Source organism: Kribbella sp. NPDC026596 (genome assembly GCF_040638415.1).
Classification (GTDB): Bacteria; Actinomycetota; Actinomycetes; order Propionibacteriales; family Kribbellaceae; genus Kribbella.
In genome coordinates, this window is record NZ_JBEZYF010000079.1 from 16753 (window position 1) to 39887 (window position 23135).

Genomic DNA, 23135 nt, shown 5'->3' on the forward strand with positions numbered 1-23135 from the left:
GCGTCCCGGCGACCCTCCGGATCCGCGAGCTGATGACCCACCCAGCGGTCACAGTGGGCGCCGACAGCGAGGTCATCGAGGCTGTCAAGCTGATGAGATCGACCGTGATGAAGAGCCTGCCGGTGGTGCTGAACGGCCGGATCGTCGGCGTGGTCAGCCGCACCGACCTGGTCCGCGTGCTAACGCATACCGACGATCGGCTCCGCGACGAGGTCAACGGCCTAGTCCGCGCTGAGGGCGTCAACTGGCTGGTCGACGTCACCAACGGCGTGGTCACCATCAACGGGCCCGTCACGGAGCGGCAGCGTCGAGAAGCCGAGGCCATCGTCCGATCGGTCACCGGCGTCGTCGACGTCCGGATCCCCTGGTAACTATCCACCGCGGTGGCAACGGAAGCTCACAAAGCCTGTCGGAAGCGACATGACAGCCTCGGCCCCACGCTGCCCCAGACACCGCAGCCATCAACCGCATCACGACAGCGCGTGCCGCCGCAGCCACGCGAGCGCGGTTCCTGTCCACACACGGCTTGCATGAGGTTCGCTGGCCGCTTGGCCGTCGAACGTGTCCGAACCGAGGCGTCTGGCCTGACTGAGCTGGACGGTGCTGGGCCGGTGCGTTGGCGAGGCGCATGCTGGTACCGACTCGCTCGGGCCTGGTGGAGGTGCATCGTGGACACGCGGGACCGTGTCATCGTGTGCGGAATTCGCTGGCCGACACCGGCCGTCCGACCGACAGATGACGATGCTGCTGGCAGGTGGCCTGATTGTCTGGCTGCGCCAACAGGAACCATCGTGAGGTGGGGCTGAAGGGTCGTGCTGTACGTCGCGAGGGCTAGCACTGTCGGTCGCTGCGTGCAGCCGAAGAGATGCAGGCTGAACTCCGGCACGAAGGGATAATCCGACTCGTGGGGACACTTCGACGGATCCGCCTCGCGCTTCTCGCCCTTGGGGTCGTGATCGGCGCTGGCACGCTCGGGTACGTCATCCTCGGGTTCGGCGTCCTCGATGCCGTGTACCAGACAGTCACGACCGTAACGACCGTTGGTTTCCGCGAGGTACATCCGCTCAACGCGACTGGCAAGCTGTTCACGATCGTGCTCATCCTGGCGGGAGTCGGAACCGCGCTGTACACGCTCGGCGCCCTGCTCGAGGCCCTGATCGAAGGACACCTCCACCAGCACATGGAAAGACGTCGAATGGACCGTCACATCAGCCGAATGACCGACCACTTCATCATCTGCGGGTGGGGCCGCGTCGGACGCGCGAGCGCACACTACCTCGCTGCCACCGGACAGCAAATCGTCGTAATCGATCGCGACCCCGACCGACTGGAACGGCTTGAGCACGCGACTGTGCTCGGCGACGTCACAGATGACGACGTCCTCGCGGCCGCCGGTATCGCCCGCGCCCGCGCGCTCATCGCTGCAGTCGACACCGACGCCGACAACGTCTACGTCACGCTGTCCAGCCGCGCCATGCGGCCTGAATTGGTCATCATCGCTCGTGCCCGCACCGAGACCTCCAAGGCCAAGCTCGTTCGCGCGGGCGCCAATCGGGCCGTCAACCCGCAGCTGATCGGCGGTCGGCGAATGGCGGCCTTTGCACAGCAGCCGCACGTCGCAGAATTTCTCGACGTGGTCATGCACGATGAGGTCCTCGATTTCCGGATCGAGGAGGTTGAGATCCCCTCCGCGTCGCGGCTAGCCGGCCGCTCCTTACGCGACGTGGCCCTCCTGGAGACCACTGGAGCCCTCCTGCTCGCCGTCCGGCCCAGCACCACCGGCCTGTTCCTGCCCAACCCGACTCCCGATACCCGGCTCGAGCCCCAGACCATCCTGATCGCGTTCGGTACCCCCGCCCAGCTCAACGCGCTGCGCCTCCACTGTGGTGCAGCGTGAGTCCGTGGCCCAAGGCCAACAGTCACCGGCCCTGTCCACACGAGACTTACCTTCGGGCAGGTCCAGGACTCGACGCAGGAACGAAAGGCACGAGGCATGGGACTCGTTAGGAATAAGTGCCGCCCGAACTTGAAGAACGGCTGCGCGCCTGGAACTGCCAGTACAGCGAGGAGAAGATCCCGATCGATGGATCCGGCGATGCAGGGTGGTTGCGCGCAGGCTTGCCGCCGTGGGCGTCAACCGTTTCGCCGACTCGGCTCACCGCAACTGCCGTTCGAGCGCGCGCATGATCGTGGGGCGCATCAGTTTCATGAAGGGACTCATCATCAGCCAGTAGCGCCGGAACCGTCGTCGGCAGTCCTCATCGGTCAGTGCAACGCGCGATTCCACAGTCACGATTGAGAAACGGTCGCCATACGGGTCGACGCGGGTGCTCTCCGCGATCTTGGCGAACCCAGGCTCGTCGAATCCACCGAACTGCTCCGCCGCGACCGGTCCGCCTGGTCGGCTGGTCACCGGTTGCCACGGCTTGCTCACGATCCCGAAGACGAGTTCGGTGCCGGGCCTCTCGCCGAGCTTGATCCATCCGAGCGGGGCCAGGTCCCGGACCCGAAACGTCGCCGGCCACGACGCTTCCTTGGCCTCAGCACCTCGTCCCCGGACATCGTCCGCGACTCGTTGCGGTAGCCCGCGAGCCCGAATGAGTAGGCGGATCACGGGAATCTGGAGGATGCCATGTCCACGAGCGCCTCGAAGCACTGCTGCGGCGGCGCTCGGAACACTTGTGAGTACACGACGGCGTGGTCGTACTGCGGTATGAACTGGTCAAGCAACAAGGGCTCAGTCATCAGCGGCTCCGAACCGGTTACGGCCACCGTACTCGGCGGATCTCAACAGGGGCTTCGGTGGAGAGTCCCACGTCGAAGTGAGCGGCGACAGTCGGCTCCCGCTCAGGAGCCATGAGCGCGCACAGCGGCTACTTGTCAGGATGCTGCCAGTCGGAGCAGAACCAGCGACGCAGAGATGTGGTCCTCTACTGAGATGGGCGTGTCGAGTTAGGCGGGTAAGTCATCCGACGGCGAAACCGTGAGACCGACGAAGTGGTGGACCCCGAGGAGGCGGAACGGACGACGGACCATCGTCGGAACCAGCTGCAACCCTTCGTTGCTGCCGACGAGTCGGGGTTGCTCATACTCGTGCGACTGACGGCGCCGCTTGACTTCCACCCGACTGGCCGCCAGGACGTTCCTCACCCAGTCCGAGTTCGTGCCATACAGCACGGTGACGACGAGACCGTTCTCGGTGGGAAACGCCAGCACTGGTGTCGCATAGTCCCGCCCGGTCCGGCGGCCGCGGTGCCTGAGGATCGCAAACGGCGGCAGCCATCCCGCGACCAGCCGCATGACCGGATTCGCGACCTTGCGGTTGAACCGGGCGAGACTTCTCGGGAAGGCTGCACCATCACGCGGTCGCGGGGTCATGGTGGCGTGGGTGACTGGTTGAGTAGAGGCGGAAGCGGAACAGCATGACCGCGAACATCAGCGGGCAGGCCAGGAGGCCCGTCTGCAATTCCATCAGGCTGCTCTTGGCGACGATGTCCAGCCAGTACGCCGCGATCAGCAGCAGGCCGGCGACCATCGTTGAACCCGACATCTCCAGGGTGGGGCGCCATTCCATACCCATGAACCGCATCCATACGGCCATCGGCAGAGAGAGGTTGATGGCGATGACCAGCACCGCCAGTTCGGGCGCCTGCTGCGGCAGGTCGGTGTAGCCCAGCATTGCGGCGGCACCGAAGAACAGCACACTCAGCAAGATCGCGCCGACGCACATCACCATGCACATCTCGAAGAGATGCAGGGCGAAGCGCCCGACTGACTGCAGGAAGCCGGCGACGGGTCCGTGCCGGATCGCGGCTCTTTCGTGTGGCCTGTGGGGAATGAGTAGTGATCGCATGATGCCCTCCTCGGGCTGGCAGCTGGGCTCTTGGTGACGCCTGGAGTGCCGCGCCGACAATGCGAGCATCGCGACAGGCGACCAGACATCGCCAGACAACGAGCCTTTGATGCCACCGTGTGCTCGCGGTGAGGCATCTAGAAGGGCCGAACGACCTCAATCCTCAGGACCAAGATCCAGTCTCGTGTAGACAGTCGCGTCGCGATACAAGGACGGTGTGCAGCCCCGGGGCAGGCGAGACCGAGTTCGACTGAAGGAAATCGTCCGACCACCCGCGTCCAAGTGTCAACGCCGGTCGAATCCTGACCCATCTGTTCCGCCCCGGAACCAGGGGGTCAGTATTCAGCCGGAATCGACACCAAGATCTCATTGCCCGCAACCCGGGTTTCGTCAATGTGTCGTGTGGATCGGCCGAGCCAGAACATGGCGTCGCGAGCGACGGCACCGCCGCACAGAGCCATACGACGACTCACGCCAGCGATCAGGCCCGCGACACGAACCAGCTCCTGCTCATCTCAGCTGCTAGCGGTGGCGTGAACTGGGCTCGCGCTCATCAGTTCAGCGTGGGAACATGGGGTTGACCCGGTTCGACGGACACGGTTGGTGTGAGGTCGGTTCACGCTACCTGTTCGAGGGTGGTGGCGTGGGTTGATTCGAAGGTGGCGGGGCTGAGGTAGCCGAGGGTCGAGTGGCGTCGGCGAGTGTTGTACCAGCCCTCGATGTAGTCGAAGATCGCGCTGGTGGCGGCCTTGCGGGTGGGCCAGGTGCGGCGGTGGATGAGTTCGGTTTTCAAGGTGGCGAAGAAGGACTCGGCGACCGCGTTGTCCCAGCACTGGCCCTTGCGGCCGACTGACAGTCTGACACCGAGATCCCTTGCCAGGTTGGCGAACTGGGCCGAGGTGTATTGGCAGCCGCGATCGGAGTGGAACAGCACATCGGCTGCTGGCCGACGCCGATTCACCGCGTCGGTGAGCGCCTCGGCGACCAGGTCGGTGCGCAGATGATCGGCTGTCGCCCAGCCGACCACCCGGCGGGACGCGAGGTCGATCACGGTGGCCAGGTAGAGCCACCCTTCCCAGGTGTGGATGTAGGTGATGTCGCCACACCAGCGGCGGTCCAACTGGCCGGGTCGGTCGGGGTCGATACCGAAGTCGCGGCCGATCAGATCCGGGCGGGTGCTCGCGCCCGGGTCAGGGATCGTCGTCTTCTTCCAGCGTCTCGGGATCCGGCCGTGGCGGTCGGCGGCTCGCATCAGCCGCACCACCCGCTTGCGGGAACATCTCTCACCTTGGTCGAGGAGTTCCTGATGGACCCGCGGCGAGCCGTAGGTCAGGCGAGACTCGTCGTGGATCTCGACGATCTTGGCGGTCAGGACGACGTCGCGCTGCGCGCGCACCGAGGGGCCGCCGGTGCGGTCGGCGTAGTAGGCGGAACGAGAGACCTGCAGCAACTCACACGCCCGCTTCACGCTGTGGTCGCCTCGCTTCTCCGCCTCGATGAACGGGTAACAGTTCACCGGGTCTCCTTCACGAAGAAAGCCGTCGCCCGCTTGAGGATCTCGACATCCTCCCGGAGCCGGCGGTTCTCCCGCCGCAACGCCGCCAACTCGTCCTTCTCACTCGTCGTCAACCCGCCGTCACCGGTGCCGGCATCACGCTCGGTCTGCCTCAGCCACTCCCGCACCGCGGTCTCGGTCAGATCGAAGTCCTTCGCGACCTGACCCACCGACCGGTCACCACGCTGACACAACTCGACGATCTCGGCCTTGAACTCGGCCGTGAACGAACGCCGAGGCCGCGGCTTCTTCTTGCCCATCGACTCCATGATGAACATCCTTCCGGAGCACCAGCTCCTGATCTCGGATGTCCGTCAAAACGGGTCAGGCCCACTCGGATGTGACGAGAGAGGGAGTATCGGTGGCATTCGTGAAGGATCAGTGGACTCGGGCCGTCAAGCTGCCGGATGGCACGGTCGAAAGAGTGCGGAACGAGAAGAGGTGGGGGCGCGGCAAGCGGTGGCTGGCGGTTTGGATGGACCCGAACGACGACGAGAGATCCAAAGCATTCGCCACGAAGCCCGAGGCGACACGCTACGGCGCGCGAATTGGAGACCGATCGGGAGCGAGGCGACTACCTCGATCCGAACGCGGGCAAGGTGCGTTTGGAGGAGCTGGGACCGCGGTGGCTCGGCTCTCGCTCGGTCGATCCCGCGACGATGGTCAACTACGAAGGCAAGTGGCGGATCCATGTCCAGCCCACCTTCGGCGGCCGGCAGGTGAAGAGCATCCGCCCATCGGAGATTGCCCAATGGGTGACCGAGCTGGGCAACACCTCCAGCCCGGCTCTCGCGCACTTGGCGTTCCAGGTTCTGTCCGGGTGTCTGGAGCTCGCGGTCGCCGACGGACTCATCAAGCAGAACCCTGCGAAGTCGAAGATCGTCAGCCTGCCCGCCATCGTCCGGCCTGACATCGTGGTCTGGGCGGACGAAACTGTCGGCAGGGTGATCCAGAGCCATCCGGACCAGTTCAGGCTCATCCCCGTCATCGGGGTCGCCTGTGGCCTCCGGCAGGGCGAAATCTTCGGCCTGTCGTTGGACGATTTCGATTTCGACACAGGACTCATCAGGGTTCGGCGTCAATTGAAACCCGTTGGCAAGACTTACATTTTCGCGCTGCCCAAGAACGACAGGGAACGTTTCGTGCCGATTCCTCCCTTCATCGAGGGACAGATTCGGGAGCACGTCGAGCGTTTCGGAACGCTAAAATGCACCTTGCCGTGGGAGCGCGTGGACGGTTCATCCACAACGGTGGATCTACTCTTCCAAAGGCAAAGCGGCGGGCATATCCGCTCCCGGGACTATCACTCGATGATTTGGCGTCCGAGTCTGGCCGCCGCCGGTGTTATTCCCCCACCAGTCAAGGATGACCGTAGCCGACTGCGCTACAAGGGTGGCAGTAACCATGGGACCGGAATGCACACACTCCGCCACTACTACGCGAGCGTCACGCTCGCCGACGGCGTCAACATCAAGGAACTGGCCGAGTACCTCGGTCATCACGATCCGGCCTTCACACTTCGCATGTATGCGCACATGTTGCCGTCGTCGCACGCCCGTGCACGTCAAGCCGTCCAGAAGCGGCTGATGGGGCTAGCTCTGCCGCTGCCGGAGCAGTCACGGAGCAGCGCCGATGAGGAGGTTGCTTGAGTGCCGGCATCAGTGCCCACGCCCGGGCTCATCCGCGGGCCGTGCCCATCCCGGAAAGTGCCATGAAACAAGGGGTTTGGGCGGTACTGATGCCGGATTCAGCCTCGGGGAGAGATCCCGGATCGTAGGGATTGGCCCCCGGACGCACCTCGGCCCCCGGGGGAAGTGGGAAGTTCCCGGGGGCCGTGGCGCTTTCAGCTGATGGTCAGCGGCGCATCAGGTCAGCTGCAGCCGGAGGTGCTGCCGCAGCCTTCGCAGACGTAGCAGGAGCCGCTCGGGCGCATCTTGGTACCGCAGGTGAAGCAGAGCGGCGCGTCGACCGAGGTGCCGGTGATGAGTTCGAGCATCTCGGCGGTGGTGTGGGCCTCGCCCTTGATCGGCTTGGCCGCGGCCGCCTCGACCGACTTGTCGGCGAGCTCGGTGACCTCGGCGGCCGGCTCGATCGACTTCAGGGACTCGGCCTCGGAGATCTCGACCGGGACAGGCTCGTAGGAACCGGTGTCGAGCTGCCGGGACCGCTCCTCCGCGGAGTAGATGCCCAGGGCGGCCCGCTCGTCGAACGGCAGGTAGTCCAGGGCCAGGCGGCGGAAGATGTAGTCCATGATCGACTGCGCCATCCGGACGTCCGGGTCGTCGGTCAGGCCGGCGGGCTCGAACTTCAGGTTGGTGAACTTCTGGACGTAGGTCTCCAGCGGTACGCCGTGCTGCAGCGCGATCGAGATCGCGATCGAGAAGGCGTCCATCACCCCGGCCAGGGTCGAGCCCTGCTTGCCCATCTTCAGGAAGACCTCGCCCAGACCGTCGTCCGGGTAGGAGCCGGCGGTCATGTAACCCTCGGCGCCACCGACCGCGAACGACGTGGTCCGCGACGGCCGCGACTTCGGCAGGCGCTTGCGGGTCGGCCGGTACTCGATGACCTTCTCGACGATCTTCTCCGCGACGGCGGCCTCGGTCGCGACCGCGTCGGCAGCCTTCTTCGCCTTCGCGTCGGCCAGCGGCTGGCCGACCTTGCAGTTGTCGCGGTAGACCGCGAGCGCCTTCAGGCCGAGCTTCCAGCCCTGGAAGTAGACGTCGGCGATCTCCTCGACCGTCGCGGTCTCCGGCAGGTTCACCGTCTTCGAGATCGCGCCGGACAGGAACGGCTGCGCCGCGGCCATCATCCGCACGTGGCCCATCGGCTTGATGGCCCGCTCACCCATCGCGGTGTCGAAGATCTCGTAGTGCTCCGGCTTCAGGCCCGGCGCGTCCACCACGTGACCGTTCTCGGAGATGTACTCGACGATCGCCTCGATCGTCTCCTCGGTGTAATTGTACTGACGCAGCGCCCGCGGGACCGTCTGGTTGACGATCTGCATCGAGCCGCCGCCGACCAGCTTCTTGAACTTGACCAGCGAGAAGTCCGGCTCGATACCGGTGGTGTCGCAGTCCATCATGAAGCCGATGGTGCCGGTCGGCGCGAGCACCGAGGCCTGCGCGTTGCGCCAGCCGTTCTTGACACCGACCTTCAGTACGCCGTCCCACGCGGCCGTCGCGTGCTTGTGCACGTCCTTGTCGATCTCGTGGATCGTCCGGATCGCGTCGTTGGCCGCGGCGTGCTTGCGCATCACCCGGGTGTGCGCGTCCTTGTTCCGCTCGAAGCCGTCGTACGGGCCGACGACGCCGGCCAGCTCGGCCGAGCGCCTGTACGACGTTCCGGTCATCAGCGAGGTGATAGCGCCCGCCAGTGCGCGACCACCGTCGGAGTCGTACGCGTGACCCGTTGCCATCAGCAACGCACCGAGGTTGGCGTAGCCGATGCCGAGCTGCCGGTACGCGCGGGTGGTGTCGCCGATCGCCTCGGTCGGGAAGTCGGCGAAGCAGATCGAGATGTCCATCGCGGTGATGATCAGCTCGACGGCCTTGACGAACTTCTCGGAGTCGAACAGGTCGTCGTCACGCAGGAACTTCAGCAGGTTCAGCGACGCCAGGTTGCAGGAGGAGTTGTCCAGGTGCATGTACTCCGAGCACGGGTTGGACGCGGTGATCCGGCCCGTCTCCGGGGTGGTGTGCCAGTCGTTGATGGTGTCGTCGTACTGCAGGCCCGGGTCGGCGCAGGCCCACGCCGCCTGGGAGATCTTGTCGAACAGGCCGCGCGCGTCGACGGTCTCGATCACCGAGTTGTCCAGCCGCGCCCGCAGCCCGAACTCGCCCTTGTCCTCGACCGCGCGCATGAACTCGTCGGTGACCCGGACCGAGTTGTTGGCGTTCTGGTACTGCACCGAGGTGATGTCGCGACCGCCGAGGTCCATGTCGAAGCCCGCGTCACGCAGCACGCGGATCTTCTCCTCCTCGCGCATCTTGGTGTCGACGAACTCCTCGATGTCGGGGTGGTCGACGTCGAGCACGACCATCTTGGCCGCGCGCCGGGTGGCGCCGCCGGACTTGATCGTCCCGGCGCTCGCGTCCGCGCCGCGCATGAAGCTGACCGGGCCGGAGGCCGTCCCGCCGCTGGACTGCAGCAGCTCCTTCGACGAACGGATCCGGGACAGGTTCAGGCCGGCACCGGAGCCGCCCTTGAAGATTAGGCCCTCTTCCTTGTACCAGTTCAGGATCGAGTCCATCGAGTCGTCGACGGCGAGGATGAAGCAGGCCGACACCTGCTGCGGCGAGGACGTCCCGACGTTGAACCAGACCGGCGAGTTGAAGCTGAAGTACTGGTGCAGCAGCATCCAGGTGACCTCATGCTCGAACACCTCCGCGTCGGCCGGGGTGGCGAAGTACCCGTGCTCCTCACCGGCCTTGCGGTAGGTCTTCACGACCCGGTCGAGCAGCTGGCGCAGGCTCCACTCCCGGTTGTCGTGGCCGACCGCACCGCGGAAGTACTTCGTGGTGACGATGGTGGACGCGTTCACGCTCCAGAAGTCGGGGAACTCGACCCCGCGCTGCTCGAAGACGGTCTCACCCGTCTTCCAGTTCTGCTGGACGACGTCGCGCCGCTCCCAGGTCACCTCGTCGTACGGGTGCACCCCGTCGGTGCTGAAGACGCGCTCGATGGTGAGTCCCGCGGGCGCGTTCTTCCGCCCACGGAACCCGGCCGCCGACCTCTTGGTCGACCCCGAGTGGCCGGTCACCGTCTCTGTCATGGTTGCTCCTCGCCCTGTGTCTGTACTACCGCGGTCTGTCGGGACCGCCCCGTTGTGTGGCGCCAGGTGTTACAGGTACTGCTGAATCCCCGATTTATGTCTGTCAGGTCGGCTTCAGCGGGCTGGGCTCGGTGCCCTCAGGCTCCTTCTCGGCCCGCAGCAGCGCGATCTCGGTCTCGAAGTCGTCGGCGGACTCGAACTGCCGGTAGACGCTCGCGAACCGCAGGTAGGCGACCTCGTCCAGCTCCCGCAGCGGACCGAGGATCGCGAGTCCGACCTCGTGCGCGGGGACCTCCGGCGAGCCGCTCGCCTTGAGCGCGTCCTCCACCTTCTGGCCCAGCCGGGCCAGTGCGTCCACGTCCACCGGCCGGCCCTTGCAGGCCTTGCCGACGCCGTTGATGACCTTCTCCCGGCTGAACGGCTCGGTCGCGCCGGAGCGCTTCACGACCGTCAACTGCATCTGCTCGACGGTGGTGAACCGCTTCTCGCAGACCGGGCACTGCCGCCGGCGGCGGATCGCTCCGCCGTCCTCGGCCACCCTGCTGTCGACCACCCGGGAGTCCACGTGCCGGCAATACGGACAGTGCACGAATCACTCCTCCCGTGAGCCGCCGAGAGGCAGCTTGTGGATCAACCTGGGGACAACTTGTGTATGACCTGTGTGCAACTGACCACTACCTGTGGAAAATTACACCCGTGTAACCACTACATCTAGGGATCCTAGATCGCTGCTCCGACAGTTTGCAAGAACGGTCGAATCTCGCGCGCGTCTCTCAAGTTCCAACACTCGCGCAGCCCCGTGTACTCCCGCGTGGCGCCGCCGAAACGGCCCTCCGAAGGCGCAAACTACGGTGCTCGCAGCAGGCCGAGGGCGGCGTTCCAGCCCATCAGCTCGGCCGGGCGGTTGGTGATGAAGCCGTCGACACCAGCCTGCTCCAGAGCGGCCCAGCTCGTCGGATTGTCGACAGTCCAGATGTTGACCGCGACGCCGGCCGCGTGCAGGTCAGTGACGATGCCCGGGCGGGTCCGGAATGCGTGTTCCGACGGGTTGTAGGCGGTCAGCTCCAGGTCCTTGGCGATCGCGACCGGATCCGGGTCGAGCGTGGATCGCAACAGACCGAGCGGCAGTTCGGGAGCGAGTTCGCGGACCCAGCGCAGGTGCTGGGGATCGAAACTCTGCACGAAGACGCGCTTGCTCATCCCCCGGCCGTGGATCTCGTCGACAATCCGCGCGACCGACTCCAGCGGGTGCTCATTCTTGATCTCGAGCAGCAGGTTGCCGCCGCGGGCCAGCAACCCGCCGAGCTGCGACGCCAGCGTCGGCACCCGCTGACCTGCGAACGCGGGCGCGAACCACGATCCCGCATCCAGCTTCGCCACCTGCGCCGCCGTCAGCGACCGGATCGGGCCGGTCCCGTTCGTGGTCCGGTCGACGGTCTCGTCATGCAGGACCACGGGTACGCCGTCCTTCGTCGGCTGCACGTCTGTCTCGATCCACTCGACCCCGGCCCGGCGGGCGACCTCATCGGACGCGGCCGTGTTCTCCGGCGCCGACGAGGAACCGCCTCGGTGTGCCCAGACCAGCAGCGGTGCACCGGGTTCACGAAGGAACGACTCCTGCACAGGCGGCGCAGCGATCAGGGTCACAGACATCGACCGTAGGAAAGCGACACGAACGCCCGCCGAGCCGGTGATGAACCCACTGCCAACGCCGAATGTCACCAGGTATGCAGCAGGATGTCGGCATGAAACCGGTGATTCTTGATGTCGACACAGGGCTGGACGACGCATGTGCTCTGCTGCTGGCCGCGCGGCACCCCGAGCTCGACCTCAAGGCCGTGACCTGTGTCGGCGGGAACGTCGGCTTGGACGACGTGGTGATCAACACGCTGACCGTGCTGGAGGCTGCGGGGCGGTCCGACGTTCCCGTCGCCCGCGGGGCCGCACTGCCACTGCTCCAGCCCGTGCGAGCTGCCCCGCACGTGCATGGCGTCGACGGGCTCGGCGACCTCGACTGGCCGCGATCCGGTCGTACGACGGACTCCCGGCACGCGGTCGAACTACTTCGCGACGTACTGCGGGACGCCGCGGCGACCGGTGAGCCGGCGACCCTCATCCCGCTCGCACCGATGACCAACATCGCGCTGCTGCTGCGCACGTACCCCGAGGCGGCCGCGGGACTGCGCGAGATCGTGTTCATGGGCGGCGCCGCGGGGATCGGGAACGCGACCGCGTCGGCGGAGTTCAACATCTGGACCGACCCGGAGGCGGCCGCGGTGGTGCTCAGTGCCGCCGGGGAGCTCGGCATCCCGGTGACGATGTACGGGCTGGACGTCTTCTACAACGTGGTGGTCACGCTGGACCAGGCGCGTGGGATGGGCGGATCGCCGTCGGCGGAGCTGGCGCGGAAGCTGATCGAGAAGCGGAGCGAGCTCTACAAGTCCGACGGCGCGAGTATCGGCGACGGCGGCGCGGTCTGTGCGGTGATCGATCCATCCGGGCTGACGACCCAGCGCTTCCCGCTGCGCGTCGAGCTGTCGGGGAGCTGGTCTCGCGGTCGCACGATCGTCGACACGCGGGACTGGTCCGGCGATCTGACCAGCGATCCGCACGGTCCATCGTCGACCGTGGTCGAAGTCGCGACCGCGGTCGACGGCGATCGCTATGCCCAGATGTGGCTCGACACGGTCAAGTAGCCAGGTCCAGGAGGCGGGCGCGTACGCCGTACAGGAAGAGGTCGAGGCCATCACTGAAGAGATCCGCGGTGCCGGCGGTCTCCGCGACAACGGCGGCCAGCGTCCAGCGAGCGCTCACCTCGAAGATGTGGCGCGCCCGCGACTCGGGTACGCCGAGGTGGACGAGCGACTCGATCTGCGCCCGCACCAACTCGGCCCGTGAGCCCTCACCTCGATCGCGGTCCGGAGTGGCCTTCGACTGGATGAGGCCGGCCAGGCCCGGGTGGTCGGCGTAGAACGCTCGCAGCTCCAGCGCACCGGACTTCGTGAGGGCGATCCACTCATCCACGCTGCGAACCTCGTCGTACGCCGTCTTGTCCGCGGCGAACCGGTCGAACGCGTTCCGGGCAACGAGGTCGAGCAGGTCGGCCTTGTTGTGGACGTGGTGATAGAGCGATGGAGCGCGGACATGCAGACGCTCAGCCACAGCGCGCATCGTCAGACCGTCGACGCCAGTGGCGCGAATGGCAGCCAGGGCAGCGTCGGTGATCGCGGCGACAGTGATCCCGGCTGCCGCGTGGGAGGACGGATCGCGTCTGGCCACGAAACCTCGTTGTCGATGATTGGGTGAGCGGTTACTGTCTAATGACATTAGACAGCCTAACCGAGGACGGCGCCGTGCCTGGACTGCACCCGACCTATCCGCTCCGGACCGAGCGACTCGACCTGCGACCGCACCGGATGGACGACCTGGACGACCTGTTCGCGTTCCACTCACGGCCTGAGGTGGTTCGCTACACGCCTTGGCCGGTCCGCAATCGCGACGAGACCCGGGTCGCCCTCGAGAAGAAGCTGAGCCAGGGCGAACTGACCGAACCAGGCCAGTGGTTGGTGCTCGCGATCGAGCTCCGCGAGACCGGGACCGTGATCGGCGAGGTGCTGCTGAAGTGGGCCAGCGAGGCCGACCGCCAGGGCGAGATCGGCTTCGCGCTGCACACCGACTACCAGGGGAAGGGCCTTGCCGCCGAGGCTGCTCGAGAGATGCTGCGAGTCGGGTTCGAGGATCTTGGTCTGCATCGGATCGTCGCGATCCTGGACGACCGCAACACCGCCTCGGCCCGCCTGCTGGAGCGCCTCGGGATGCGGCGGGAGGCCCACCACCTCCACGCACTCCACTTCAAGGGCGAGTGGACCAACGACTACGTCTACGCACTCCTCGAGGACGAGTGGCGGGCAACCCAAGGCTGAGCCTGGCGAGGTTGTCTACTGGGATCGGGGGTGGTTGCGATGGGGATCGACAACCAGATCTACGACCGGTTGGGCGACGGTTGGTGGGATGAGACCAACCCACTCAACACGCTGAACGGCAGCTTCACGCCGGGCCGCTTCAGGTACTTCCGCGATGTCCTCCGTCGCCTCGAACTCGATCCCGCCGGCCTGCTAGCCGCGGACATCGGATGCGGGGGCGGATTCCTGGCCGAAGAGTTCGCCCAGCTGGGGTGCCGGGTCGTCGGCCTCGATCCCTCGGAGGTCTCAGTCAGGACCGCGCGAGGACACGCGGAGTCCTCTGGACTGAGAGTCGGGTACGCCGTGGCCATGGGCGAACGGCTGCCCTTGGCCGACGGGAGCGTCGACATCGCGTACTGCTGTGACGTACTCGAACACGTGTCAGACCTGGATCGGGTCATCGATGAAACCGCGCGCGTCCTGAAACCCGGCGGGCTCTACCTGTTCGACACCATCAATCGAACCCGCCTGTCGAAGCTGCTGGTCATCAAACTGCTGCAGGACTGGCAGCCGACGCGAGTCGTCGACTCCGAACTGCATTCCTGGGCCCTGTTCATCACGCCGGCGGAACTCGCGGAGTGCCTTTGCCGGCACGGATTGCGTCTCGCCGAGATCACTGGCCTCGGGCCGCGTGCGAACAAGGCTTCACTGCTGTCGAACTTCACCCGCGCTCGCCGCGGCCGGATCTCCTTCGGCGAACTCAGCAGGCTGATGGACGTCGGCCAAGTGGACAGCACCGCCGTCTCCTACCTCGGCTACGCCCTCAAGACCGCCTGATCAGCGGGCGATGGGGATCTGGAGGGTCTGACCGGGGACGATGTCGGCCGGGCTGGACAGCTTGTTCAGGTCGGCGATCTTCTCGACGACGGTGCCCGGGTCCTGAGCCGGGTTGGTGTCCTGGGCGATGGACCACAGGGTCTGACCAGGGGCGACCTGCACGGGGACCGTACGGGAGAAGTCCGGGCCGGGCTCGAGGACACCGGCCATGCGGAGACCGAGGACGACGATGGCCGAGCCGAAGACGATCACGGACAGGGCGGTCAGGAGCATGCGGCCGCGGCGGGTGAGCCGGAGAGCCGGCGCTTCGGCCTCGGCGACCGCCAGCCGCCGAACGCGGCCGGAGTCGGACCTGCCCAAGACGTCGCCGGAGCAGGCGCGGACCGGGAGTGGCTCGGTGGTGGTGCCGGCGATCCTGGGGCGGCGGCGCGGGGTCCCGCTCGGGGATGGCGCAGCCTCGGGCGCATGGCGGCCCACCAGTGCATTCGCCGAGAGAGCCGTTGTGCTCATCGGATCCTCCAGACCTCGGTCAGTCCACGTCCTGCGGTGTCGATCTCTGTCTACCGGCCGCCTCCGACAGTTTCCGGACACAACCCCTTCAACCTGCTCCCGAACACTTGTTCGATCGAACGTCTGTACGAATGATTAACCGACAGGCACCCGTCGCGCAACCACTTCCAACCACGACACGCCCGGGAAATTCCCACCACCCGACTGGCTCGCGCGGGACTTATAACCCGACACACGAACAGACGTGCGAACCGACACGCCTTCGAACAGATGTTTGAAGAATCTCAGGATTCGGTCTACGGTCAAGTCAGTCGAGCAAGCTTTGGCCGGTGCACGACCGCCGGCCCGACCTGAGGAGCAACCACCGATGGCCAGGACGTCGAGCGGTTCCAGTAAGGACGAGCGCCGCGCCGCGGGGGCCGCCGCGCCGGCGGACCGGACCGTGAGCGAGCTGCCCGACGGCCCGGCCGACGCGACCGGCCTGACGCCGCGCCAGCGTCGCGTGCTGGACGTCATCCGCGATTCGGTGGACAGCCGTGGGTATCCGCCGTCGATGCGGGAGATCGGTGAGCGGGTCGGCCTGACCAGCTCCTCGTCGGTGTCCCACCAGCTCCGCGTGCTGGAGCAGAAGGGCCTGCTCCGCCGCGACCCGAACCGCCCACGGGCGATCGAGGTCCGCTACCCGGGCGAGGTCGACGCCGCGGCCCGGCGGTCGGCGCTCGGTTCGGTGCGCCAGACGTCGTACGACGAGACCGGTGCCGGTGACGCGCATCCCGACGCGGTCTACGTGCCGGTGGTCGGCCAGATCGCCGCCGGTAACCCGATCCTGGCCGAGCAGGAGATCGAAGAGGTCTTCCCGTTGCCCAAGGCAATGGTCGGGGAGGGCACGCTGTTCATGCTGAAGGTCAAGGGTGAGTCGATGATCGACGCGGCGATCTGCGACGGCGACTGGGTGGTCGTCCGGCAGGAGCAGACCGCGGAGAACGGCGACATCGTGGCCGCGATGATCGACGGCGAGGCGACGGTGAAGACGTTCAAGAAGACCAAGACCGAGATCCTGCTGCTACCACACAACGACGCGTTCGAGCCGATCGACGGCAAGGACGCCGTCATTCTCGGAAAGGTCGTAACAGTTCTGCGCCGAGTCTGACATCAGAGACGGCGCGCGAAGTCGGGCGTGTCGTGTCAGCATTGAACCATGACGACTGTCTATGACTTCAGCGCGCGCCGGATCGAAGGCAATGAACAGTCTCTTGCCGATTTCCGCGACCAGGTCCTCCTGGTGGTCAATACGGCGTCGCAGTGTGCCCAGACCCCGCAGTACGCGGGATTGCAGAAGCTCTACAAGGTCTACCGCAGACAGGGCTTCTCAGTGCTTGGCTTCCCCTGCGACCAGTTCGGCCACCAGGAGCCCGGTGACGAGAACGAGATCGCGAACTACTGCTCGACGATCTACCACGTCACGTTCCCCATGTTCGCCAAGATCGAGGTGAACGGGTCGAAGACGCTTCCGCTGTACAACTGGCTGAAGCGTGAGCAAGGCGGCCTGCTCGGTGGACGGATCAAGTGGAACTTCACCAAGTTCCTCGTCGGTCGCGACGGCGGGGTGATCGCGCGCTACGCGCCGACTCACTCGCCGGACAAGCTGACCGACAAGATCGAGGCTGCGCTGGCGGTGCCCGCGCCGTCCCGGGAAGCGAACGACTGAACTACTGAGCGCGGTTTCGGGGCCGCGCGCAACGGTTGTTCACGTGAAGCACCGAGGTTCCTGTCGGCGTTGGCCGAAATCCCTTGTTTTCTGAGACAGCTGAACACCAACCGTCTCAGCGCCGCAGCTTTTCTCACCGCATTCCGAACAATTCGTGGCCACCGGCATGTTTCGTGCCTTTCCCCCGTGCACGTGAACATTCCCGCGCATTGGCACAGTCGTCGTTTGATCAGCCTCGGTCGACCAGGACAGCATCGGGGTTGATGTCCAGGCGAAGACCGCGCCAGACCGGGTGGCGGAGGCGGGCGTCGGCGGCCCAGCCGGAGTAGGTGACCTCGGCGACCAGGACGGGGTCGAGCCAGTGGGCGCGGCGGCGGTCCGAGGTGGGGATGGTGGCCGGATCGAACGCCGGCCGATCGATCTCCAGGCCTGTCAGTTCGGCAGAGAGCATGTCCAGGGTGGCGAAGTCTAGACCGGAACCGACCTTGCCGATCAGGACCAGATCCCCGCCCGGCTCGGTGTACGCGCCGCAGTAGAAGGAACCGATCCTGCCCTCGCGATTGCCCTCCCCCGGATGCCAGCCGCAGAGGATGACGTCGCGGGTCTGCACCGGCTTGATCTTGATCCAGTCGCTGCTCCGCCGCCCCGGCAGGTAGCGCGACTTCCGGCGCTTCGCGACCACGCCCTCGAGTCCGGTCGACGCGGACAGGTCCAGCGCCTGCTCGCCATCGGAGTAGGCCGGCGGTGTCTCCCAGAACGGGTCGCCGATCTCGAGGGAGTCGAGCAGCCCGCGGCGATCGTCGTACGTTGCCTCCAGCAACCACTTGCCGTCGAAGCGCAGTACGTCGAACAGCCGCACCGAGACCGGGACCTCGGTGATCAGGTGGCGCAGGTGCCGCGGATCCCGAACGTGCATCCGCCGCTGCAGCAACCCGAACGACGGCGCACCGTTCTCGTCCAGCGTGACGATCTCACCATCCAGTACGGCGGGCAGCCGCAGCCCCGGCGCCTCGAACAAGCCAATCAGCTCGGGATACCCGCCCGACACATCCCGGCTGTTGCGCGACCACAACCGGCAGACACCGTCATCCACCTCGGCGATGACACGGATGCCGTCCCACTTCATCTCGTACGACCAGCCCGCGCCCGAGGGCATCTCCCCCAGCGCCGCCATCATCGGCAGCACGGGTGGACTGGTCGCCGGACTCATGTCGACTGCAATCGCTTGAGGGCGCCGAGCACCTTCTCACGATCGGCGGTCGGCCACATCGGGGGCAAGGAGGCGCGCAGGAAGGCGCCGTACCGCTGGGTGACGATGCGGGGGTCCAGGATCGCGACCACGCCGCGGTCGGAGCTGCGGCGGATCAGCCGGCCGGTCCCCTGCGCCAGCAGCAGCGCCGCGTGGGTCGCCGCGACGGCCATGAACCCGTTCCCACCGGCTTCGTCGACGGCCCGCTGACGGGCAGCCATCAGCGGCTCGTCCGGACGCGGGAACGGGACACGGTCGATGATCACCAGGTTGCAGGTCGAGCCCGGTACGTCGATGCCCTGCCAGAGCGACAGGGTCCCGAACAGGGACGTCGCCGGATCGTCGACGAACTCACGGGCCAGCTCCCCCAGCTGCGCGTCACCCTGGCAGAGCACCTTCAGGTCGGTCGCCTCACGGACCGCGGCGGTCGCTGCCTCGGCCGCGCGACGGGACGAGAACAGCCCGAGCGTGCGACCACCCGCGGCGGTGACCAGATCGATGATCTCGTCGAACTGCTTCTGGCCCAGACCGTCGCGATGCGGCGGCGGGAGGTGCTTGGCGACGTACAGGATCGCCTGCTTCTCGTACTCGAACGGCGAACCCACGTCGAGACCACGCCACGGCAGCGGACCGGTCTCGGAGTCGGAATCGAGCTCCGGCATCTCGTCGTCGTCCTCGAGCTTGTCGGCCGGGCGGAGGCCGACCTGCCGGGCGATCGAATCGAAGTCGCCGCCGAGGCTCAGCGTCGCGGAGGTGAGGATGGCGGTCCGGTCCTTGAGCACGAGCTCGCGGAGCAGGCCGGCGACGGTGAGCGGCGCGATCCGGAGCTCGCGGCCGAAGCGGTCACGGTCGATCATCCAGACGACGTCGGCATCGCTCAGCGCGGCGACGCGTTCGGAGACGTCGAAGATCTCCTTGACCGCGCCCTTGGACTGCCGCTTCGCACCGTCGGGGTCGTCGTCCTTGTCGTCGGACTTCTTGTTGAGGTCGGAGTAGAGCGAACGGGCAGCGTCGCGGACCAGCGCGGCGGCCTCCAGGACCGGTCCGTTCGACGCCTCGATCCGGCCTTCGCGGCTGGCGTCGAGGGCGGCGCGGAGCGCGTCGGAGGCGTCGATCAGGTCGTCGGCCTTGTCGTCGTCGACGAACCGGCGGGACCGCTTGGCGGCGCGCTCGACCATCTGCGGCGAGAGCTCGTCACCCGCTGCGCCGGTGACGCGGGCCGGCAACTCGTGGGCCTCGTCGACGATGACGACGTCGTGTTCGGGCAGCACTGTGCGGTTCTCGAAGGCGTCTATCGAGAGCAGCGCGTGGTTCGTGATGACGATGTCGGCCTTACGGGCCTGGTCCTTGGCCTTCTCGGCGAAGCATTCCTCGCCGTACGGACATTTCTGGGCGCCGAGGCACTCGCGAGCGGCGATGGCGACCTGCTGCCAGGCCTGGTACTGGTGCGAGGGCGCGTGGTCGCGATCGCCCGCCTTGCCGTCGAGCAACTGCTGCTCGGCCCAGTCGCGGAGCTCGAGCACCTGCTGGCCGATCTGGCCGGGCGGTGGGACGTCGATGAGCATGCCGTCGTCATCCGGCGCGCCCTCGCGGATCCGGTGCAGGCAGGCGTAGTTGTTCCGGCCCTTCTGGATCGCGTACGCCGGTCTGCGCGGCAGGAGCTTCTCCGTCGCGTCGAGAAGGGCCGGCACGTCACGGTCGACGAGCTGGGACTGGAGCGCGAGGGTCGCGGTGGAGACGACGACGCGGCGGTCCTCGATCGCGTGCAGGAGCGCGGGGACGAGATACCCGAGCGACTTGCCGGTGCCGGTGCCGGCTTGCACCAGCAGATGGGAACCGTCATGCATCGAGGTGTCGACAGCTTGCGCCATCTCCACCTGACCGGGCCGAGTCTGCCCGTCGATCCCAGAGACAGCAGCTTCCAGCAGTTCGCGTACGTCGACACCCACCGCCACACCCTAGCCCGCACCACGGACAGATTTCTGGTCCGCCGGGCGAGGGTGTGGATAACCCAGGTGGCTAGACCACGGCCCCGCGGTCCGGCTGGGCGTCGCGGTCGACCTGCGGACGCTTCGGCCGCGGTGGCGGCGCCGGGTAGCGGCGTTCCAGCTCCAGCAGCAGCGGGGCTGCGGTGAGGTTGGAGGAGTACGTGCCGACGAGGATGCCCAGCAGGAGCGCGAGGGCGAAGTCGGCCAGCGAGTCGCCGCCGAGGAAGAGCAACGCCGCCAGGATGAACAGCGTCGAGATCCCGGTGTTGATCGTGCGTGGGAGAACGTTGACGATCGCCGTGTCGATGATGGTGCCGAGGTTGTCGGTGGAGCGGGCGTTGCGGGTTTCGCGGATGCGGTCGAAGACGACGACGGAGTCGTTCACCGTGTAGCCGATGATCGTGAGGATCGCGGCCAGGAAGATCCCGTCGATCGACTTACCGGTCCACGCGAACACACCGACCACGACGGCGACGTTCTGCACCAACGCCAGTACGGCGCCGGCACCGAAGGTCCATCGGAATCGGGCCGCCAGATAGAGCAACTGTGCGAGCAGCGCGATGCCGAGCGCTATCAGACCCTTGTTTCGCAGCTCTTCACCGAGCGACGGACCGATGCTCTCGTTACGGACCAATTCGGTACCGCCGCCGATCCGCGAGATGGACTCGCGGATCTTCTCGGCCTCGTCGTCGCTGATCGTCCCGGTCCGCACCGTGATGTCGTCGGTGCCCGACGTCTGTACCACCGCGTTCGGGTATCCGGCCTCGGCCACCGCGGACCGCGCCTGGTCCGGGGTGATCCGCTGCGCCGTGCTCACCTCGAGCAACCGCCCGCCGGTGAACTCGATACCGAGATTCAGCCCGCGCACGAAGACCCCCGCGAGGGCCACGACAATCGCGACCGCGGTGATCACGAGCCACCGGCGGCTGTGCTTCATCAGCGCCGGCCGCCGCGCTTCCAGCCAGGTCCGGACTCGGCCGTGCCCCGCGATTCCGCTCAGCCGCGGGTGACGCAGTACGAAACCGCGTGACACTGCGAACTCCGCCAGTACGCGAGTTACGACCAGTGCGGACAGCATCGACGCCAGGACACCGATGCTCAACGTGACGCCGAAACCGCGGACCGGCCCGGCGGCCAGGAAGAACAGGAGGCCGGCGGCGAGCAGGGTGGTGATGTTCGAGTCGGCGATCGCGGACAGTGCGTTCTGGAAGCCGCTGCGCAGCGAGCGGCGCAGACCATCGGTCCGGCCGGAGGTGTAGTCCTCGCGGGCGCGCTCGAAGACAAGGACGTTCGCATCGACCGCCATACCGATCGCCAGCACGAAGCCGGCCAGGCCGGGCAAGGTGAGCGTGGCTCCGAGCACGGTCAGGGCCGCGTACGACATTCCGGCGTACCCGATCAGGCCGAGAACCGCCATCAGGCCGACCAGGCGGTACACGACCACGATGAACAACGCGGTGAGCGCGAGCCCGATGATCGCGGCCAGCGCGCTGGCCTGGATCGCGTCCTGACCCAGCGACGGGCCGACCGTGCGCTGATCGATGACCTCGACCGGCACCGGCAGCGCCCCACCGGAGATCAGCGCGGCCAGGTCCTTGGCCTCCATCTCGGTGAAGCTGCCCGAGATCGTCGTGGTGCCGCCGCCGATCCCGACGTTGCAGAGCTGGTTCCCGCCGTTCGGATCGACCTGCGGGGCGCTGATGATCTCGTTGTCCAGCACGATCGCGATCAGCCGCGGCGCGGTGTTGACCGGGTTGCAGGCGGCCTTGCCGGTGATGTCGGCCCAGATCTTGCCGCCGTCGCCCTTGAAGTTCATCTCGACGAACCAGCCCTGGGCGACCTGCTGCGGGTCGAGCCGCCCCTCGGCGCCGCTGACCAGCTCGCCGGTCATCGCCGGCTTGGCCAGCTTCAGGAAGCCTTGCCCGTTCTCGCTGGGCAGGTACAGGTCGCCGGCGGCAGGTTTGGCCGGCTTGGCGGCGACCTGCTCGAGCACCTCGTGGAAGGTGAGCTGCGCGGTCTTGCCGATCACCTTGGCCGCCTCACGCGGGTCCTGCACGCCGGGCAGCTCGACGATGATCCGGTTGTCACCCTGGCGAGTCACGTTCGGCTCGCTGACGCCGAGGGCGTCGATCCGCCGGTGCAGCACCTGGGTGGCCTTGTCGGTGGTCTCCTTGGTCGCCTTGACCGTCGGCGAGTCCTTCGCCTCCAGGACGATCTGCGTCCCGCCGCGCAGGTCGAGGCCGAGCTGCGGCCGGGCCGTCAGCACGACGTACGTCGACGCCGCCAGCACGAGGAACGCGAGCAGCGCGCGGATGAGGGACGACCGGTTCACTACAGCCTCCGGAGATGGGCACCCGCCGTACGGGTGTCGTGACAGAGAGCATTCACGCGAGCGTGAGCGCACAGTGTACGAAGCCCATTCAAGCCACACGAAGAACAACCGCACAAGCGACCGCGTCGCAACCGTTCCGCCACCCTGCATTCGACCGCCAACCGCCGAGTCGTGGGATCGGGCGATCGACACGCCGGAAATACCCACCCGAATCCACGACTCGAACAAGTCCACACCAACCACCCACCACGGCTCGGTGACGGTCGTGCGGCGCAGAGCTTGGGGCGGTCGCAGTCCTGCTGAACCGCAGTTGTCCGGCGAATGCACGCCGGCTTAGTGGTCCGCACCGTAAGTTCGTCGGGGGTTACTTGGGCTGCCAGGCTGTGGGGTCGTTCAGGTAGAGGCCGCAGGCGCAGTCGAGTGCTTCTTC

The 23135-nt window shown here is 66.7% G+C and carries 22 protein-coding genes; 8 read left to right on the forward strand and 14 right to left on the reverse strand.

What is annotated here, in order from left to right; translation table 11 throughout:
* Window positions 1–32 precede the first annotated feature (32 nt).
* Both AB0E63_RS39785 and AB0E63_RS39790 read left to right on the forward strand, forming a co-directional pair.
* Window positions 33–371 (forward strand): CBS domain-containing protein, encoded by a 339-nt coding sequence (locus AB0E63_RS39785; RefSeq protein WP_360378015.1) that lies wholly within the window; start codon window positions 33–35, stop codon window positions 369–371.
* Window positions 372–865: 494 nt separating this feature from the next.
* Window positions 866–1897 (forward strand): NAD-binding protein, encoded by a 1032-nt coding sequence (locus tag AB0E63_RS39790; protein WP_360378017.1) that lies wholly within the window; start codon window positions 866–868, stop codon window positions 1895–1897.
* Between the two features lie 258 nt (window positions 1898–2155).
* On the opposite strand, the gene AB0E63_RS39795 is transcribed toward AB0E63_RS39790, so the two are convergent.
* The 6 genes from AB0E63_RS39795 to AB0E63_RS39820 form a co-directional block, all read right to left on the reverse strand.
* Window positions 2156–2614 (reverse strand): hypothetical protein, encoded by a 459-nt coding sequence (locus tag AB0E63_RS39795; protein ID WP_360378019.1) that lies wholly within the window; start codon window positions 2612–2614, stop codon window positions 2156–2158.
* Entirely contained in the window at window positions 2611–2745 is a 135-nt protein-coding gene (locus tag AB0E63_RS39800; protein WP_360378022.1) for a hypothetical protein, read from the reverse strand. The genes AB0E63_RS39795 and AB0E63_RS39800 overlap by 4 nt, the downstream gene beginning before the upstream one ends.
* Window positions 2746–2952: 207 nt before the next feature.
* Entirely contained in the window at window positions 2953–3378 is a 426-nt protein-coding gene (locus AB0E63_RS39805; RefSeq protein WP_360378024.1) for a nitroreductase family deazaflavin-dependent oxidoreductase, read from the reverse strand.
* Entirely contained in the window at window positions 3359–3922 is a 564-nt protein-coding gene (locus AB0E63_RS39810) for a hypothetical protein (protein ID WP_360378026.1), read from the reverse strand. Before AB0E63_RS39810 ends, AB0E63_RS39805 begins: the two co-directional genes overlap by 20 nt.
* 547 nt (window positions 3923–4469) lie before the next feature.
* Entirely contained in the window at window positions 4470–5369 is a 900-nt protein-coding gene (locus tag AB0E63_RS39815; RefSeq protein WP_360378029.1) for an IS3 family transposase, read from the reverse strand.
* Window positions 5366–5677: a transposase gene (locus AB0E63_RS39820; protein ID WP_360378031.1), complete on the reverse strand. Its 312-nt coding sequence runs from the start codon at window positions 5675–5677 to the stop codon at window positions 5366–5368. The genes AB0E63_RS39815 and AB0E63_RS39820 overlap by 4 nt, the downstream gene beginning before the upstream one ends.
* 279 nt (window positions 5678–5956) lie before the next feature.
* Here AB0E63_RS39820 and AB0E63_RS39825 point away from each other — a divergent pair, with 279 nt between their 5' ends.
* Window positions 5957–7057, forward strand: a complete 1101-nt coding sequence (locus AB0E63_RS39825; protein ID WP_360378033.1) for a tyrosine-type recombinase/integrase — start codon at window positions 5957–5959, stop codon at window positions 7055–7057.
* A gap of 221 nt (window positions 7058–7278) precedes the next feature.
* Here the strand turns inward: AB0E63_RS39825 and AB0E63_RS39830 are convergent, their stop codons facing one another.
* The 3 genes from AB0E63_RS39830 to AB0E63_RS39840 form a co-directional block, all read right to left on the reverse strand.
* A complete protein-coding gene (locus AB0E63_RS39830) occupies window positions 7279–10179 on the reverse strand; it encodes a vitamin B12-dependent ribonucleotide reductase (protein ID WP_360378035.1) in 2901 nt (966 codons plus the stop codon).
* A gap of 103 nt (window positions 10180–10282) precedes the next feature.
* On the reverse strand, window positions 10283–10768 hold the full coding sequence (gene nrdR, locus AB0E63_RS39835; RefSeq protein ID WP_360378038.1) for a transcriptional regulator NrdR: 486 nt from the start codon (window positions 10766–10768) through the stop codon (window positions 10283–10285).
* A gap of 257 nt (window positions 10769–11025) precedes the next feature.
* Complete coding sequence (locus AB0E63_RS39840) at window positions 11026–11832, reverse strand: glycerophosphodiester phosphodiesterase family protein (protein ID WP_360378041.1); 807 nt, start codon at window positions 11830–11832, stop codon at window positions 11026–11028.
* Window positions 11833–11924: 92 nt separating this feature from the next.
* Between AB0E63_RS39840 and AB0E63_RS39845 the strand changes: the two genes are divergently transcribed.
* Window positions 11925–12875 (forward strand): nucleoside hydrolase, encoded by a 951-nt coding sequence (locus tag AB0E63_RS39845; protein ID WP_360378044.1) that lies wholly within the window; start codon window positions 11925–11927, stop codon window positions 12873–12875.
* On the opposite strand, the gene AB0E63_RS39850 is transcribed toward AB0E63_RS39845, so the two are convergent.
* A complete protein-coding gene (locus AB0E63_RS39850; protein WP_360378046.1) occupies window positions 12868–13458 on the reverse strand; it encodes a TetR family transcriptional regulator in 591 nt (196 codons plus the stop codon). The genes AB0E63_RS39845 and AB0E63_RS39850 overlap by 8 nt on opposite strands.
* 74 nt (window positions 13459–13532) lie before the next feature.
* Between AB0E63_RS39850 and AB0E63_RS39855 the strand changes: the two genes are divergently transcribed.
* Both AB0E63_RS39855 and ubiG read left to right on the forward strand, forming a co-directional pair.
* Window positions 13533–14102: a GNAT family N-acetyltransferase gene (locus AB0E63_RS39855; protein WP_360378048.1), complete on the forward strand. Its 570-nt coding sequence runs from the start codon at window positions 13533–13535 to the stop codon at window positions 14100–14102.
* A gap of 39 nt (window positions 14103–14141) precedes the next feature.
* Window positions 14142–14918 (forward strand): bifunctional 2-polyprenyl-6-hydroxyphenol methylase/3-demethylubiquinol 3-O-methyltransferase UbiG, encoded by a 777-nt coding sequence (ubiG, locus tag AB0E63_RS39860; protein WP_360378050.1) that lies wholly within the window; start codon window positions 14142–14144, stop codon window positions 14916–14918.
* Here the strand turns inward: ubiG and AB0E63_RS39865 are convergent, their stop codons facing one another.
* Window positions 14919–15428 (reverse strand): LysM peptidoglycan-binding domain-containing protein, encoded by a 510-nt coding sequence (locus AB0E63_RS39865; protein WP_360378052.1) that lies wholly within the window; start codon window positions 15426–15428, stop codon window positions 14919–14921.
* A gap of 367 nt (window positions 15429–15795) precedes the next feature.
* Between AB0E63_RS39865 and lexA the strand changes: the two genes are divergently transcribed.
* Together lexA and AB0E63_RS39875 are read left to right on the forward strand one after the other, a co-directional pair.
* Window positions 15796–16578, forward strand: a complete 783-nt coding sequence (gene lexA, locus AB0E63_RS39870; RefSeq protein ID WP_360378055.1) for a transcriptional repressor LexA — start codon at window positions 15796–15798, stop codon at window positions 16576–16578.
* Window positions 16579–16626: 48 nt separating this feature from the next.
* Window positions 16627–17136, forward strand: coding sequence for a glutathione peroxidase (locus AB0E63_RS39875; RefSeq protein ID WP_360378057.1), 510 nt, complete (start codon window positions 16627–16629; stop codon window positions 17134–17136).
* A gap of 229 nt (window positions 17137–17365) precedes the next feature.
* Here the strand turns inward: AB0E63_RS39875 and ligD are convergent, their stop codons facing one another.
* The 3 genes from ligD to secD all read right to left on the reverse strand — a co-directional run bounded on the left by ligD (window position 17366) and on the right by secD (window position 22705).
* Window positions 17366–18346, reverse strand: a complete 981-nt coding sequence (ligD, locus tag AB0E63_RS39880) for a non-homologous end-joining DNA ligase (RefSeq protein WP_360378060.1) — start codon at window positions 18344–18346, stop codon at window positions 17366–17368.
* Window positions 18343–20340: an ATP-dependent DNA helicase gene (locus tag AB0E63_RS39885; protein ID WP_360378063.1), complete on the reverse strand. Its 1998-nt coding sequence runs from the start codon at window positions 20338–20340 to the stop codon at window positions 18343–18345. Before AB0E63_RS39885 ends, ligD begins: the two co-directional genes overlap by 4 nt.
* Before the next feature lie 64 nt (window positions 20341–20404).
* Window positions 20405–22705, reverse strand: a complete 2301-nt coding sequence (gene secD / locus AB0E63_RS39890) for a protein translocase subunit SecD (protein WP_360378065.1) — start codon at window positions 22703–22705, stop codon at window positions 20405–20407.
* Window positions 22706–23135: the final 430 nt, after the last annotated feature.

Coding starts and splice junctions, on each gene's coding strand:
- lexA (WP_360378055.1), top strand. CDS start 15,796: ATGGCCAGGACGTCGAGCGGTTCCAGTAAGGACGAGCGCCGCGCCGCG.
- AB0E63_RS39875 (WP_360378057.1), top strand. CDS start 16,627: ATGACGACTGTCTATGACTTCAGCGCGCGCCGGATCGAAGGCAATGAA.
- AB0E63_RS39800 (WP_360378022.1), bottom strand. CDS start 2,745: ATGACTGAGCCCTTGTTGCTTGACCAGTTCATACCGCAGTACGACCAC.
- AB0E63_RS39820 (WP_360378031.1), bottom strand. CDS start 5,677: ATGGAGTCGATGGGCAAGAAGAAGCCGCGGCCTCGGCGTTCGTTCACG.
- AB0E63_RS39805 (WP_360378024.1), bottom strand. CDS start 3,378: ATGACCCCGCGACCGCGTGATGGTGCAGCCTTCCCGAGAAGTCTCGCC.
- AB0E63_RS39810 (WP_360378026.1), bottom strand. CDS start 3,922: ATGCTCGCATTGTCGGCGCGGCACTCCAGGCGTCACCAAGAGCCCAGC.
- AB0E63_RS39845 (WP_360378044.1), top strand. CDS start 11,925: ATGAAACCGGTGATTCTTGATGTCGACACAGGGCTGGACGACGCATGT.
- AB0E63_RS39865 (WP_360378052.1), bottom strand. CDS start 15,428: ATGAGCACAACGGCTCTCTCGGCGAATGCACTGGTGGGCCGCCATGCG.
- AB0E63_RS39790 (WP_360378017.1), top strand. CDS start 866: ATGCAGGCTGAACTCCGGCACGAAGGGATAATCCGACTCGTGGGGACA.
- AB0E63_RS39840 (WP_360378041.1), bottom strand. CDS start 11,832: ATGTCTGTGACCCTGATCGCTGCGCCGCCTGTGCAGGAGTCGTTCCTT.
- ligD (WP_360378060.1), bottom strand. CDS start 18,346: ATGAGTCCGGCGACCAGTCCACCCGTGCTGCCGATGATGGCGGCGCTG.
- AB0E63_RS39785 (WP_360378015.1), top strand. CDS start 33: ATGACCCACCCAGCGGTCACAGTGGGCGCCGACAGCGAGGTCATCGAG.
- AB0E63_RS39830 (WP_360378035.1), bottom strand. CDS start 10,179: ATGACAGAGACGGTGACCGGCCACTCGGGGTCGACCAAGAGGTCGGCG.
- ubiG (WP_360378050.1), top strand. CDS start 14,142: ATGGGGATCGACAACCAGATCTACGACCGGTTGGGCGACGGTTGGTGG.